This is a genomic window from Faecalicatena sp. Marseille-Q4148, from assembly GCA_018228665.1.
Classification (GTDB): domain Bacteria; phylum Bacillota; class Clostridia; order Lachnospirales; family Lachnospiraceae; genus UBA9414.
Window position 1 is genome coordinate 340745 of sequence record CP073692.1, and the last position, 15547, is coordinate 356291.

At 43.2% G+C, this 15547-nt stretch carries 15 protein-coding genes and 1 tRNA gene; 14 read left to right on the forward strand and 2 right to left on the reverse strand.

From position 1 onward, the window contains the following. Positions 1 to 2 precede the first annotated feature (2 nt). The 7 genes from thiM (at position 3) to KFE17_01650 (ending at position 5168) form a co-directional block, all read left to right on the forward strand. Positions 3 to 803: a hydroxyethylthiazole kinase gene (thiM, locus tag KFE17_01620; protein ID QUO32481.1), complete on the forward strand. Its 801-nt coding sequence runs from the start codon at positions 3 to 5 to the stop codon at positions 801 to 803. Next, positions 790 to 1419, forward strand: coding sequence for a thiamine phosphate synthase (thiE, locus tag KFE17_01625; protein QUO32482.1), 630 nt, complete (start codon positions 790 to 792; stop codon positions 1417 to 1419). The genes thiM and thiE overlap by 14 nt, the downstream gene beginning before the upstream one ends. After that, positions 1416 to 2219, forward strand: a complete 804-nt coding sequence (gene thiD / locus KFE17_01630) for a bifunctional hydroxymethylpyrimidine kinase/phosphomethylpyrimidine kinase (protein ID QUO32483.1) — start codon at positions 1416 to 1418, stop codon at positions 2217 to 2219. The genes thiE and thiD overlap by 4 nt, the downstream gene beginning before the upstream one ends. Positions 2220 to 2239: 20 nt before the next feature. After that, positions 2240 to 3544 (forward strand): phosphomethylpyrimidine synthase ThiC, encoded by a 1305-nt coding sequence (gene thiC / locus KFE17_01635; GenBank protein QUO32484.1) that lies wholly within the window; start codon positions 2240 to 2242, stop codon positions 3542 to 3544. Between the two features lie 109 nt (positions 3545 to 3653). After that, positions 3654 to 3726 (forward strand) — tRNA-Thr (locus KFE17_01640). A gap of 90 nt (positions 3727 to 3816) precedes the next feature. Next, a complete protein-coding gene (locus KFE17_01645; protein ID QUO32485.1) occupies positions 3817 to 4248 on the forward strand; it encodes a hypothetical protein in 432 nt (143 codons plus the stop codon). A gap of 5 nt (positions 4249 to 4253) precedes the next feature. Continuing rightward, positions 4254 to 5168 carry a DNA/RNA non-specific endonuclease gene (locus KFE17_01650; GenBank protein ID QUO32486.1) on the forward strand — a complete coding sequence of 305 codons (915 nt, stop codon included), beginning with the start codon at positions 4254 to 4256 and terminating at the stop codon, positions 5166 to 5168. Positions 5169 to 5222: 54 nt separating this feature from the next. On the opposite strand, the gene KFE17_01655 is transcribed toward KFE17_01650, so the two are convergent. Then, on the reverse strand, positions 5223 to 6395 hold the full coding sequence (locus KFE17_01655; protein QUO32487.1) for a ribose-phosphate pyrophosphokinase: 1173 nt from the start codon (positions 6393 to 6395) through the stop codon (positions 5223 to 5225). Positions 6396 to 6612: 217 nt separating this feature from the next. On the opposite strand from KFE17_01655, the gene KFE17_01660 reads away from it, so the two are divergent. From KFE17_01660 to KFE17_01690, 7 genes are all read left to right on the forward strand, one after another. Beyond that, positions 6613 to 7920: a DUF512 domain-containing protein gene (locus KFE17_01660; protein QUO32488.1), complete on the forward strand. Its 1308-nt coding sequence runs from the start codon at positions 6613 to 6615 to the stop codon at positions 7918 to 7920. A 54-nt stretch (positions 7921 to 7974) separates the two neighbouring features. Beyond that, positions 7975 to 9303 carry a ribosome biogenesis GTPase Der gene (gene der, locus KFE17_01665; protein ID QUO32489.1) on the forward strand — a complete coding sequence of 443 codons (1329 nt, stop codon included), beginning with the start codon at positions 7975 to 7977 and terminating at the stop codon, positions 9301 to 9303. Between the two features lie 3 nt (positions 9304 to 9306). Further along, entirely contained in the window at positions 9307 to 9942 is a 636-nt protein-coding gene (gene plsY / locus KFE17_01670) for a glycerol-3-phosphate 1-O-acyltransferase PlsY (GenBank protein QUO32490.1), read from the forward strand. 27 nt (positions 9943 to 9969) lie between these two features. Next, positions 9970 to 10980, forward strand: coding sequence for an NAD(P)H-dependent glycerol-3-phosphate dehydrogenase (locus KFE17_01675; protein QUO32491.1), 1011 nt, complete (start codon positions 9970 to 9972; stop codon positions 10978 to 10980). A gap of 159 nt (positions 10981 to 11139) precedes the next feature. Beyond that, complete coding sequence (spoIVA, locus tag KFE17_01680) at positions 11140 to 12612, forward strand: stage IV sporulation protein A (GenBank protein ID QUO32492.1); 1473 nt, start codon at positions 11140 to 11142, stop codon at positions 12610 to 12612. A gap of 96 nt (positions 12613 to 12708) precedes the next feature. Next, a complete protein-coding gene (locus KFE17_01685; protein QUO32493.1) occupies positions 12709 to 13752 on the forward strand; it encodes an aminotransferase class V-fold PLP-dependent enzyme in 1044 nt (347 codons plus the stop codon). A 17-nt stretch (positions 13753 to 13769) separates the two neighbouring features. Next, entirely contained in the window at positions 13770 to 14111 is a 342-nt protein-coding gene (locus tag KFE17_01690) for a bifunctional adenosylcobinamide kinase/adenosylcobinamide-phosphate guanylyltransferase (GenBank protein QUO32494.1), read from the forward strand. 78 nt (positions 14112 to 14189) lie between these two features. Here the strand turns inward: KFE17_01690 and KFE17_01695 are convergent, their stop codons facing one another. Then, positions 14190 to 15518, reverse strand: coding sequence for a purine permease (locus KFE17_01695; protein QUO32495.1), 1329 nt, complete (start codon positions 15516 to 15518; stop codon positions 14190 to 14192). Positions 15519 to 15547 lie beyond the last annotated feature (29 nt).

Sequence of the window (15547 nt, forward strand, 5' to 3'; positions counted from 1 at the left end):
TTATGAAAGATCTGCGACAAATGATTAGAAGAAAACAGGCATTGATTCACTGTATTACAAATCCAATTTCAATGACACAGTGTGCAAATGCGGTGCTGGCAATGGGAGCAAGGCCAATGATGGCAGAACATCCGGAAGAAGTAGAAGAGATTACAGCTACAGCAGGAGCACTGCTTCTGAATCTTGGGAATATTTCTGATGTTCGAATGGAAGCAATGAGACGTTCTCTGAAAACGGCGAAAGAATATCAGATTCCGGTTGTTCTGGATGCGGTTGGTGTGGCATGTTCAGCGCTGAGAAGGAATTTTGCGATGGAGATGCTTGCAGAAGAGGCAGTGACGGTAATCAAAGGAAATTATTCTGAAATTACAGCGCTTTATGATAGTAATTACCATTCTTCAGGGGTGGATGCGGATAAAGCTCTTTGCATCGATAGAACGGCAGAACGTGCAATGGCGTTGTCTGAGAAATATCATGCGGTAATCCTGGCAAGTGGAGCGAAAGATCTTGTTGCAGACAGAAAGCAGCTGTGCGTCGTAAATTGTGGAACGCCCCAGCTTGCTAACATTACCGGAACTGGATGTATGCTCGGGGCAGTCTGTGCCTCCTGTCTTGCGTCAGAAGATGCAGCAGAAGCGGCAGTAGATGCCTGCATGATTATGGGAATTTGCGGAGAGTTATCCGAAACAGAACAGGGATCCGGAAGTTTTTTGAAAAATCTTCTGGATCAATTATCGACATGGAGTGAAGAAACGATTCTTTCCAGAGCAAAGGTGGAGGTGAGAACGATTGAAAAATTTTGATTTGAAACTTTATTTTATCACAGACAGCACAGGATTTTGTGAAGAAGAATTTCTTTACAGAGTAGAAGAAGCCTTGAAGGGAGGTGTGACGTTCCTTCAGCTTCGCGAAAAAGAAAAAACAACGAGAGAGTACATTGCGCTTGCAAAAAAGGTGCAGAAATTAACAAAAAAGTATCATATTCCGCTCATCATTGATGACCGGTTGGATGTGGCACTGGCAGTGGAAGCAGATGGAGTTCATCTTGGACAGAGTGATATGCCGGTTTCTATTGCAAGAAGTATCTTAGGAGAAGATAAGATCATTGGCGCTACGGCAAAAACAGTGGAACAGGCAGTGGAGGCATGGAAAGAGGGGGCAGATTATCTCGGAGTTGGAGCAATTTATCCGACAACTACAAAGGTGAAGACAATATTAACGTCAACAAAGATGCTTACAGATATTTGTAAAGCAGTTCCCATTCCGGTGAATGCAATCGGCGGATTAAATGCAGATAATCTGGATGTGTTAAAGGGCATTCCGATTGCAGGGATCTGTGTCGTATCGGCAATTATGAAGGCGGATGATCCGGCTCAAGCGGCGAAAATACTCCGGGAGAAAATTGAGGTGGGCTTATGAAAACAGCATTATCAATAGCCGGAAGCGATTCCAGTGGAGGTGCAGGAATCCAGGCAGATATGAAAACAATGACAATGAACGGTGTTTATGGAATGTGTGCCATTACGGCATTGACAGCGCAGAATACAACCGGCGTGCAGGGGATTCAGGAAGCTTCTCCAGAATTTTTAAAACAGCAGATAGATGCGGTCTTTGAAGATATTTATCCGGACGCAGTTAAGATTGGAATGCTTTCCAGCGCAAAACTTATTCAAGTTATTGCAGAGAGGTTGAGATTTTACAAGGCGGAACATATTGTGATTGATCCGGTTATGGTTGCGACAAGTGGTTCAAAACTTATGAAAACGGATGCGGTGGAGGTTCTGACGAAGGAACTTTTACCATTAGCAGAACTTGTGACACCAAACATTCCGGAAGCAGAGATTTTGGCAGAAATGACGATTTCTGATCGGACCGATATGGAAGCAGCAGCAAAAAAGATTGGAAATACTTATGGCTGTGCAGTGCTTCTGAAGGGAGGTCATAGTGTAAACGATGCGAATGATCTTTTGTATGCCAACGGAGTTTGTCAGTGGTTTGAAGGAAGAAGGATTTTAAATACCAATACACATGGGACAGGATGTACTCTGTCTTCCGCAATTGCCTCAAATCTGGCAAAAGGATTTTCGATGGAACTGTCTGTGAAACGGGCGAAAGAATATATCTCCGGAGCACTTGAGGCAATGCTGGATCTTGGAAAAGGTTCCGGACCAATGAAACATAATTTTAATCTGAATGGATATTTTAGTGAAGAAGCATAGCGTGTAACAGGAGGAAACAGATGAGAACTTATACAACACAGATGGATGCAGCGAAACAGGGAATCATTACACCGGAAATGAAAATAGTTGCAGAAAAAGAGTATCGCACGGAAGAAGAGATCAGAGCACTTGTGGCGAAAGGTCAGGTGGCAATCTGTGCAAATAAGAAGCATAAATGCATTGATCCAAATGGAGTCGGTTCAATGCTGCGCACAAAAATCAATGTCAATCTTGGGGTTTCCAGAGATTGCAAAGATTATGATGTGGAGATGCAGAAAGTAATGGCTGCGGTCCACATGGGAGCAGAAGCAATTATGGATCTGTCTTCTCATGGAGATACACAGCCATTTCGGCAAAAACTAACAAAGGAATGTCCGGCTATGATTGGAACGGTTCCTGTTTATGACAGTGTGATCCATTATCAGAGGGATCTTTCTACATTAACTGCCAAAGACTTTATCGATGTTATCCGACTGCACGCGGAAGACGGTGTAGATTTTGTGACATTGCATTGTGGGATTACCCGTAAGACGATTGAGCAGATTAAGACGCATAAGCGGAAGATGAATATTGTTTCCAGAGGAGGTTCACTAGTATTTGCGTGGATGAGTATGACGGGGGAAGAAAATCCGTTTTATGAGTATTTTGATGAAATTCTTGACATCTGTCGGGAATATGATGTGACGATTTCACTTGGAGATGCCTGCCGTCCGGGATGTCTTGCGGATGGAAGCGATGTTTGTCAGATAGAGGAGCTTGTACGTTTGGGAGAACTGACAAAACGGGCATGGGAGAAAGATGTACAGGTAATGGTAGAAGGACCGGGACATATGCCGATGGATCAGATTGCAGCGAATATGAAACTTCAGCAGACAATCTGTATGGGAGCGCCATTTTATGTGTTAGGACCAATCGTAACAGACATTGCACCGGGGTATGACCATATTACATCTGCCATTGGAGGTGCAATTGCTGCGGCATCCGGAGCAGCCTTTTTGTGTTATGTAACTCCGGCAGAACATCTGGCGCTTCCGAATCTGGAAGATGTGAAGCAGGGAATCATTGCCTCCCGGATTGCGGCTCATGCAGCGGACATTGCAAAGAAAATCCCTCATGCGCGGGATCTTGATGATGAGATGGCAGATGCCAGAAGAACATTTGACTGGGAGAAACAATGGGAATGTTCTATTGATCCGGACACTGCCAGAAAAATTCGGGATGACAGAGCCCCGGAACAGGAAGACAGTTGTTCCATGTGCGGAAAATTCTGTGCAGTCAGAAGTATGAACAAAGCATTGAATGGAGAATACATCGATATTCTGTAAAACAAAAACGGGAAGAAGAAAAATACAGGGGGATTTCTGTCAGAGAAATCCCCTTTTCTATTGACAAAGACGAAAAAGTCCGCTATAGTATAAGCGTTGCAGAGGATAGGCTGCCTTGGCTCAGTCGGTAGAGCGTCGCCTTGGTAAGGCGGAGGTCGGGGGTTCAAGTCCCCTAGGCAGCTTTGATGAGAGGGTATCGCAAGTGTCATCAGGAAGGATGAGATTGTGATACCTTTTTTGTAATATCATTTAGGGAAAAAGAGGTGACTAGCGTGAAACTGATCGTATGTGTAGATGACAAAATGGGAATGATGTTCCATCGGCGCAGACAGAGCCGGGACCGGGCAGTGATAGAGAATATCGTAAATATGTGTGGGGATGCAAGACTGTGGATTGCGCCGGAATCAGAACCGCTTTTGAAAGAAACAGACGCATCTTTAGGGATTGCGGAAGATTTTTTAAACAGAGCCGGGGAAGGAGAATACTGTCTTGTAGAAACGTGGCCGGAGCAGTTATCAGAGAGGTTTTGTGAGGAATATGTAGAAACACTGATATTATATCATTGGAATCGGAGTTATCCGGCAGATCAGTTTTTTCCACTGGATCTGCAGCGGTGGGAGATGAATACTGCGGAAGAATTTGCGGGAACTTCCCATGAGCATATTCGAAAAGAAATTTATGATAAAAAGGCAGAAGAGAGGTAAGATAGATGAAGTTAGCAGTATGGAAACAAAGAATCGCTATATGGATGTGCGTACTGGGGCTTGGATGTTTCACAGCCTGTGCAGGCGAGGCAACGTATAGTACAGACAGATTTCAGGAAGAGACTCCGACAGAAGAAATTTCGATCGAAGAAATTCCGGAATATTCTGGGGAACCTTATGTTCCTATCAATAACAATGAACCGGAATTTACAGAAAACGAGCTGACAGAGGAAGCGGTAGAAATCTACAGTCAGTTGGATGAACAGGGAAGGGCACAGACCGCAGAGGCAACGATTGGGCAGGAGCTTATGCCTACGGAGAAGCGGGAAAGTATTTCGGAAGTAACGCCAAGTGGCTGGGTAAACAAAAAGTACGAGAATGTAGACGGAGGATATTTGTACAATCGATGTCATTTGATCGGCTATCAGCTGACAGCAGAAAATGCCAATGAGAAAAATCTGATTACCGGGACGCGTTATATGAATGTAGAAGGAATGCTTCCATTTGAAAATATGGTGGCAGACTATATCAAAGAAACAGATCATCATGTGCGATACCGGGTTACACCGATTTATAAAGGCGATGATCTGGTGGCTTCCGGTGTGCAGATGGAAGCAGAATCTGTGGAAGATCAGGGCGAAAGTATTTCTTTTAATGTCTATGTGTATAATGTGCAGCCAGGTATTGAAATTGATTATGCAACAGGCGACAGCCGAAAGATGGATGGAACAGTAAATGAATCGACGAATTCAGAAACCGGAGAGATGACATACATTTTGAATACAAATACAAAGAAAATCCACAAGTTAGATTGTACAAGTGTTTCTGAGATACAGAAGGAGAACCGGCAGGAAGTGACCAAAAGTAAAACAGAATTGATCGGGGAAGGGTATGAACCTTGTAAAAGATGTAAACCGTAAGAAAAAATACTGCGCGGGTCCGGGAAAGATTCGCGCAGTATTTTTTGGATAAAATTATTCCTGATGATATTTCTTGAGTAATGCATGAATGCGGTCTGTCGGATTCAAAACAGCGCTGATTGGCATGTCATGATTCATGGAATCGATGATTAATGCGAGAAATTTACTCATATCGGCAACAGTAAAATATGGTTTTTCCATTGCTTCTTTTGGCAGATAAGTCAGATTTGTTGTAATCAGACGGTCAATATATCCTTTTTCGTAATAGTCATCGAATTTTTTAAAGCCTTCTGTAAATAATCCAAAAGTAGTGCAGACAAAGACGCGTTTTGCATGGCGGTCTTTTAATTGTTTTGCGACATCCAGCATACTTTCTCCGGAAGCGATCATGTCGTCAAGGATGATCACATCTTTGCCGGCAACATCATCGCCAAGAAACTCATGGGCAACGATAGGATTTTTTCCGCCGATGACGGTCGTATAATCTCGACGTTTGTAGAACATACCCATGTCTACTTTCAGTACGTTTGAAAAATAGACTGCGCGGTGCATTGCTCCTTCATCCGGGCTGATGATCATTAGATGATCTTTATCGACTTTCAGATCCGGAACAGAACGGAAAAGCGCTTTCATAAACTGATATGGCGGGTTAAAGCTGTCGAATCCTTTTAACGGGATTGCATTTTGTACACGCGGATCATGGGCATCGAATGTTACGATGTTAGATACACCCATGTCTACCAGTTCTTCTAATGCAGATGCACAGTCAAGCGATTCTCTCTTAGTACGTTTGTGCTGACGGCTCTCATAGAGAAATGGCATAATGACGTTAATACGCCGTGCTTTGCCGGTTGCGGCGGAAATGATTCGCTTCAGATCCTGATAGTGATCGTCCGGAGACATATGATTCGGAAGTCCGTTTAAGGAATAAGTAAGACTGTAGTTGCATACATCCACCATAACATAGAGATCTTTTCCGCGAATGGATTCTTTGATCACACCCTTCGCTTCTCCGGAACCAAATCTCGGACATGCAGTATCGAGAAGATAGTTGTCAAGTCGGTAATTTGCAAAGGCAGCGGACTGTGGACATTCCTGAGATTCTTCGTGACGGAACTGCACGATATAGTCATTGACTTTTTGACCAAGATCTCTGCAGCTTTCCAGCGCTGCGATTTTTAATGGAGCATATGGTATTGCCTGCTGTAATAAATTTGTTCTTGCCATGTCGGCCTCCAATCTTTTGTTTTGGGTTTCTATCGGGAAATCCCGTATTCTTTTCATTCTCTATCAATGTTATATCATTTTTTTTCGGATGCTTCAAGAATCAATCAAGAATCCGGTCAGAAAAATTGGAAATTGCGAAGGACCTATGCTATAATAAAACCAGTATGCAAACTGGCAGAAAGATCTGCCGCTTATTTTTTATGAAGGAGTAATGTAGATGAAACATACACATACCGTAAGCAGTGTAGAGAATGGGAGCATTGGATGGGAGCTTGGGATAGAGCCGGGGGACGTGCTTCTTAGTATCAACGGTGCTGAGATTGAAGATGTATTTGACTACCAGTATTATACAAATGATGAAGAACTTGTTCTTCTGATCAGAAAACCGGATGGAGAAGAATGGGAGCTTGAGATCGAGAAAGATTTTGATGAGGATTTGGGTTTGGAATTCGACCAGGGGTTGATGGATGAATACAAGTCATGCAGAAATAAATGTATTTTTTGTTTTATTGATCAGATGCCGAAGGGAATGCGGGATACACTTTATTTCAAAGATGATGACTCACGTCTGTCTTTCCTGCAGGGAAATTATATTACACTGACCAATATGAGTGATCATGATATTGAGAGGATTATCGCCTATCATCTGGAGCCGATTAACATTTCGATTCATACAATGAACCCGGAGCTGCGCTGCAGAATGCTTCATAATCGATTTGCCGGAGCTGCGCTTAAAAAGCTTCAAAGGCTGTATGAGGGCGGGATTCAGATGAACGGTCAGATTGTGCTGTGCAAAGGTTTTAATGACGGCGAGGAACTTGAGAGAAGTATCCGTGAAATGTCGGCATATGCGCCGCTGCTTCAGAGCGTTTCTGTTGTTCCGGTAGGGCTTACAAAGTATCGGGAAGGTCTGGAGCCTCTTGAGTCCTTTACAAAAGAAGACGCGGTTCAGGTGCTTGATACGATCCACCGGTGGCAGAAGAAGCTGTATGAAGAACACGGAATCCATTTTATTCATGCAGGAGATGAATGGTATATTCTCGCGGAGCAGGAAGTTCCGGAGGAAGAGCGGTATGATGGATATCTTCAGCTGGAAAATGGAGTTGGCATGATCAGACTATTGAAGAATGAATTTGCAGAAGCGCTGAGAGAGAAGAAGGGCGACGAAAGAGAGCGGGAAGTGTCGCTTGCAACAGGAAAACTTGCTTATCCATATCTGAAAGAATTTGCAGAACAGATACAGGAGAAGTTTCCAAAGACAGCGATACATCTTTATTGCATCCGCAATGATTTCTTCGGTGAGAAGATTACCGTGTCCGGTTTGATTACGGGACAGGATTTAAAAGCACAGCTTGCCGGACAGAAACTTGGGGACAAGCTTTTACTCCCTTGTAATATGCTTAGAAGCGGAGAAGAAGTATTTCTTGATGATATGACAGTCACAGATTTGAAAGATGCTTTACAAGTTGAGATAGATATTGTAAAATCAAGCGGTGCAGATTTGCTGAATGCAATTCTGAATTAGAAGCAGAGTTTAAAATAGCAGTAATAGAAAGTAGATTAACAAGAGGTGAAAAATATGAGTAAGCCAGTGGTAGCCATTGTAGGGCGTCCGAACGTAGGAAAATCCACACTGTTCAACGCTCTGGCAGGCGAAAAAATTTCTATCGTAAAAGATACTCCGGGAGTGACGCGTGACCGGATTTATGCAGATGCGTCATGGCTTGATAAAGAGTTTACATTGATTGATACAGGCGGAATTGAGCCGGACAGCAGCGACATTATTCTGTCCCAGATGAGAGAGCAGGCTCAGATCGCAATTGATACAGCAGATGTTATTCTGTTTTTAGTAGATGTGAAACAGGGATTGGTAGATTCGGACTCGAAAGTTGCAGATATGCTGCGCCGTTCTAAAAAACCGGTGATTCTGGCAGTCAATAAAGTAGACAGTTTCCAGAAATATATGATGGATGTGTATGAATTTTATAATCTTGGTATCGGAGATCCGCATCCGGTTTCAGCGGCATCTATGTTGGGAATTGGAGATCTGCTTGATGAGGTAGTGAAATTCTTCCCGGCAAATGAGCAGGAAGAAGAGGAGGATGAACGTCCGCGAATTGCGATTGTAGGAAAGCCGAATGTAGGAAAATCCTCTATTATCAATAAACTTGTAGGAGAAAACCGCGTCATTGTGTCCAATATTGCCGGAACGACTCGGGATGCGATTGATACAGAAATCAAATATCATGGAAGAGAATATGTGTTTATTGATACGGCAGGACTCCGGAAAAAGAACAAGATCAAAGAAGAACTGGAGCGTTACAGTATTATCCGTACAGTAACGGCCGTGGAGCGGGCGGATGTTGTTCTTGTTGTGATCGATGCTGTGGAAGGGGTAACAGAGCAGGATGCAAAGATTGCCGGAATTGCCCATGAAAGAGGAAAAGGCGTTATTATTGTAGTAAACAAATGGGATGCCATTGAAAAAAACGATAAGACAATGAATGAATATGAGAAAGAGGTTCGCCGGGTACTGTCCTTTATGCCATATGCGGAAATTATGTATGTATCTGCACAGACAGGTCAGAGACTGCCGAAGCTGTACGATATGATTGATATGGTCATTGAGAATCAGACACTTCGGATTGCGACAGGCGTGCTCAACGAGATTATGATGGAAGCCGTTGCTATGCAGCAGCCGCCGTCAGACAAGGGAAAACGTCTGAAACTTTACTATATTACGCAGGTTGCCGTAAAACCGCCGACATTCGTTATTTTTGTGAATGATAAAGAGCTGATGCATTTCTCTTATACACGTTATCTGGAAAATAAAATCCGGGAAGCATTCGGATTCAAGGGAACATCACTAAGATTCTTTATTCGGGAACGCAAAGAAAAGGAGCGGTAGAACATGGAACGTTTGATCTGTCTTCTGATCGGATATGTGTGCGGACTCTTTGAGACCGGGTATTTTTATGGAAAGCTTCATCATATAGATATCAGAGAACATGGAAGCGGCAACTCAGGAGCTACGAATACATTGCGTACGCTTGGGAAAAAAGCCGGTCTGATCGTATTTCTCGGAGATGCGCTGAAGTGTGTGGCGGCAGCGGTTATTGTTTACTTTTTGTTTCGCAATACGAAAGGCGATATGATGCCGCTTCTTAAAATGTATGCGGGAGCGGGCGCTGTTCTTGGGCATAATTACCCGTTTTATCTCAAGTTCAAGGGCGGTAAAGGAATTGCGGCAACAGGAGGACTGATCTTTGCTACAAATATGTGGATGGCGGTAATTGCATTTGCGATTTTTGCCTCTGTGGTGGCTGTGACGAAATATGTATCAGTGGGATCTCTTGTTGTTGTATTAGTATTTATTGCAGAAGTTGTTCTCTATGGACAGACAGGACATTTTCATATGGAACAGCCGTATCTTTATGAATTGTATGGAATTGCGGTTTTACTTGCTATATCAGCATTTTATAAACATCGCGCTAACATTGTACGTCTGAAAAATGGCACAGAAAACAAAATTGGTGCGAAGAAATAAAACGGTAATAAAAAAGGAGGTTCTAAAATGGCGAAAATAGGTATTTTAGGAGCAGGAAGCTGGGGGATTGCGTTATCCGTTCTGCTTCACGGAAATGGACATGAGATTACAGTATGGTCTATCATTCGGGAAGAGGTAGAGATGCTGCAGGAAAAGAGAGAGCATGTCAGTAAACTTCCGGGAGTGAAGCTTCCGGATGATATGAAATTTACCAATGATCTGGAAGAAGCAATGGCAGAGAAAGATGTCCTTGTCCTTGCGGTTCCGTCTCCATTTACAAGAAGTACAGCAAGAAGTATGAAACCTTACTTAACGAAAGGTCAGCTCATTGTCAACGTGGCGAAGGGAATCGAAGAAACGACGCTGATGACACTTTCTGAGCAGATTGAGGAGGAACTTCCGGAAGCAGAGGTAGCTGTGCTGTCCGGACCAAGTCATGCAGAAGAAGTTGGGCGTGGAATACCAACAACAGTTGTTGTGGGAGCTAAGAAAAAAGAAACAGCAGAATACCTTCAGAACATTTTTATGAATCAGGTTTTCCGTGTTTATACAAGTCCTGACATTATGGGAATTGAGCTTGGAGGTTCTCTGAAAAATGTAATCGCTCTGGCAGCGGGAATTGCAGACGGACTCGGATATGGGGACAATACAAAGGCTGCGCTGATTACAAGAGGAATTGCGGAGATGACAAGACTCGGCGTAAAAATGGGCGGCAAGATGGAAACTTTCGCAGGCCTGACAGGAATGGGAGATTTGATCGTGACATGTGCAAGTATGCATAGCCGAAACAGAAGAGCCGGAATCCTGATCGGCCAGGGAAAGACAATGCAGGAAGCAATGGATGAAGTACAGATGGTAGTAGAAGGAGTATATTCTGCCAAAGCAGGATTGAAACTTGCTAAGAAATATGACATTTCTATGCCGATCGTTGCAGAAGTCAATGCAGTATTATTTGACGGAAAACCGGCAAAAGAGGCAGTAAATGAGCTGATGATGAGAGAAGGAACCTCTGAACACAGAAGTATGCTGTGGGAATAACCGGGAAGATATTTCCTTAAAAGGAATCACAGAAGTCTGGAGTAGTAATACTTCGGACTTCTTTTTTTGCACAAGAATCTTATGAAATTATAGGCAGAGAGGTATATTCTGGATGTTTGTTCATATAAATGTATCAGAAAAACAAGGGGGTAACAAGAAGTGAATACATTTCATTTATATAAGGACATGGAAGCCCGGACAAACGGAGAAATTTATATTGGAGTGGTAGGTCCGGTAAGAACAGGAAAATCCACATTTATCAAACGGTTTATGGATTTGTTAGTTTTACCCAATATGACAGACGAACATAGCCGTGCAAGGACACGGGATGAGCTTCCGCAGTCTGCATCAGGGAAGACGATTATGACGACAGAACCGAAATTTGTCCCAAAAGAAGCAGCTACCATCTGTCTGGATGATGATATTGCAGTAAAAATTCGATTGATTGACTGTGTAGGTTATATGGTGGAAGGCGCCGCAGGACATGTAGAAAATGATACAGAGCGCATGGTAAAAACCCCGTGGTTTGATACAGAAATTCCTTTTACAAAAGCAGCGGGGATTGGTACAAAAAAGGTAATCCATGAACATTCTACGATTGGGATTGTAATCACAACAGATGGTTCCATTGGAGAAATTCCGAGAGAAAATTACCGGGAGGCAGAAGGAAAGACAATCCGGGAACTGCAGGAGATAGGGAAACCGTTTGTAGTGCTTGTGAATACGAAGAAGCCTTATGGAGCGGAAGCAAAAGCAGTCGTGGAAGAGTTGGAACAGCAATATCAGGTAACAGCGATGCCGGTCAACTGCGAACAGCTTCGAGAAGAAGATATACATAAGATCATGCAGTCTGTTCTCTATGAATTTCCGGTATCAGAGCTGCAGTTTTTTGTACCCAAATGGGTGGAAATGCTTCCGGCAGATCATAAGATACGAAAGGATCTTCTCAATCATGTAAAAGTAATAATGGAAAATTTAAGTGAAATTAAAGATGCGGCAAAGGGCGTGCAGAAACCGGAAAGCGATTATATCGCAGAAATGAAGATTGATGAGATTGAAATGGATACAGGATGTGTAAAGATCTGCATCCGGATTGCCTCAGATTATTACTATGAAATGTTAAGTGATCTGACCGGGACAGAAATTACAGGAGAGTATGAATTGATTCATACAATGAAACATTTGGCGATGCTTCGGACTGAATATGAGTCGGTAAAAGAAGCAATGGATGCAGTACAGATGAAAGGGTATGGGGTTGTCAGTCCTCAGAAAGAAGAAATTACCCTGGAAACGCCGGTACTCATCCGTCAGGGAAATAAATATGGAGTTAAGATCCACGCACATGCGCCGTCGATTCATATGATTCGGGCAAATATCGACAGTGAGATTGCACCGATTGTCGGAAATGAACAGCAGGCACAGGATTTGATCGATTTTATAAAAAAAGAAGCAGAAACGGAAGAAGGAATCTGGCAGACAAATATTTTCGGAAAATCTGTGGAAGAGCTTGTGCAGGATGGAATGAGAAATAAAATTGCTATGATCAATGAAGAAAGCCAGATAAAACTTCAAGATACAATGCAGAAAATCGTGAATGACAGTAATGGGGGACTTGTTTGTATTATTATTTAAAAACCTTGTGAAGCAACAGAACTATAGTATATAATAAACATTAGAGAATAAGATTTCGAAGGAAAAACAGTCAGACGAAGAGAAAGGAAGATACAAATGATTTTATTTAACTGTGATTATAATGAAGGAGCCCATCCGCGTATTTTAGAGAAGTTAATAGAGACAAACATGGAGCAGCTTCCGGGGTACAGCGAGGATCACTATTGCGAGAAAGCCCGCGAAGAAATCCGCAGAGTCTGTGAAGCGCCTGATGCAGCAGTACACTTTTTGGTGGGAGGAACTCAGGCAAATTTAACAGTGATTGATGCCATTTTAAGAACACATCAGGCAGCACTCTGTGTGGAATCCGGTCATATTAATGTGCATGAAACCGGATCAATTGAAGCTTGCGGTCACAAAGTTATGACAGTTCCGGGAAAAGATGGAAAAATCAGCGCAGCAGATGTGTGCCGTGTTCATAAAACCCATTGGAGCGATGAGTCTTTTGAGCATATGACACAGCCGAAACTTGTGTATATTTCTCATCCGACAGAATACGGAACACTGTATACAAAAAAAGAACTGGAAGAATTGAAGCAGGCATGCGAAGAATGCGGAATGTATCTGTTCCTTGACGGAGCAAGAATGGGATATGGACTTTGTGCGGAACATACCGATGTAACCCTCCCTGTGATTGCACAAAATACGGATGTATTCTATATTGGGGGAACGAAAGTAGGAGCGCTGTTTGGAGAGGCGGTCGTATTTCCGAATCAGTCGTTAGCAGAGGATTTTCGCTATATCATAAAACAAAAAGGCGGAATGCTTGCGAAAGGGCGGTTTCTTGGAATCCAGTTTTTGGAATTGTTCCGTGATGGGCTGTATTTTGAAATTTCCAAACATGCAATTGAGATGGCGATGATTTTGAAGCATGGCGTACAGGCACTTGGGATTCCGTTTTTTATGGAAAGCGATACAAATCAGCAATTTCTGATTCTGCCGGAAGAAAAGATCCGTGCGCTGAGAGAAGAGTATCGTTTTGCCTATATTCAGCCATATGATGAGAATTCAGGTGTGATCCGATTCTGTACGAGCTGGGCAACAAAAGAATGTGATGTAAGAAAGCTTCTGGAAGATTTGGAGAAGCTTATGGCACAATAGCAGAAGAGAGGAAATGCATGATGAGATTTGTGACTGGTGGCGCATGCCAGGGAAAACATGCTTTTGTCAGTGGAAAATTTCCACAGGAGATGTGTATTACGATAAGGGAAGAGCAGATACTGGAAAATATGTCTGCCGGTATCGATACGATTTTGCAGCTTCAAAAAGAAATTGCAGAAGTTGAACTTTCAGGGGGACAGGCTATCGTAATTATGAACGAAACCGGAAGCGGGATTACGCCTATGGAGCTATCCCAGAGAAAGCTTCGGGATGAGATGGGAAAGATTGGATGCGCCCTTGCGGCAGAAGCAGAAGAAGTGTATCGTGTCATTGCAGGAATTGGGATTCAGATTAAATAAAATAGCTGCAGGAAGTTCCTGTATCATATAAAATCAGCCGGCGCTTAACGCTTCCGGCTGATTTTTTGTTTGACTTTATTATGATTTTTTTGTTTTCGTTATCTGCTCTTTCGGAAGAATGGTGTTTAAAAGAATTGCCATGATCGTTGTAACGACTACCGGGGATTTTCCGAAAACAGTCGTTACCCATGCCGGAAAGTGCGCAAGAGAATCAGAACATTGTGTAATTCCCATGCCGAGAGCAACGGAAAGACCGACAATAGAAGTATTACGGTAAGTTAATGGCTGCTGTACAACTAACTTGATTCCGGTCATAGCAATTGTTGCGAATACAGAGATGGTAGCTCCGCCCAGTACACACTGTGGAATGGTTGTTAAAAGGGCAGAAAATTTTGGCATCAGTCCGGCAAAGAGGATGATGACCGCTGCAAGACCGAGAACAATTCGATTGACAACTTTTGTGGAAGCAACAATACCAACATTCTGGCTGAAGGTTGCGGTAGGAAGACCGCCAAAAAGAGCACCGAAAATATTTGTACAGCCGTAAGCAACAATGCCTCCGGAGAGTTCTTTGTCTGTTGGCTCGCGGTCGAGACCGCCGCCTGTAGTTGCGGAAAAGTCACCGATTGCCTGAACGGAATTGATTACAAAGAGCAGCACGATCGTAATGATAGCGGAAGGTTCAAATTTTAATCCAAAATGCAGCGGACTTGGAATCTGAAACAGGCCGGCTTCTGAAACTGCTGAAAAATTAATCATTCCAAAACATGCAGAAACAAGATAACCAATAATCATTCCAATAAGAATGGAAGAAAGTTTCAGAAAACCTGTTGCAAAATGGTTTAAAGCAATTACGACTGCGAGGGTAATTCCTGCCACAAGCCAGTTTTGCCAGGAACCGTAATCCGGTGAAGATGCGCCTCCGGCCATATATTTGACTGCAGTCGGGTAGAGTGAAAGACCGATCGTAAATACAACAGTTCCGGTAATAAGCGGCGGGAAAAGGATTCGAAGCTTTTTGATAAAAAGTCCGACAAAGATCGCGGCGAATCCTCCGATCAGCTGCGCTCCCAAAATAGTTCCGATATCATAGCTGCCTGCAATTGCCTGCATACTCGGCAGATAGGCAAAGCTGACACCCATGATGACCGGCAGACCGGAGCCGAGCTTTCCGCCAAGCGGAAAGAGCTGGATCAAAGTGGAAATGGCAGCGATAAAGAGAGCTGCCTGAACAAGAATGACTTTATCAGTGCCACTTAGACCGGCTACACCGGAGATGACAATAGCAGGCGTCACACAACCGACAATCATTGCTACTACATGCTGCAGAGCAAGGGGAAAAGCCTGAGATAATTTCGGCATTCCGTTCAGTTCAAAAACAGAAGCATATTGTTTCTTTGCATTCATATAAGATTCCTCTCATTTCTAAAAATATT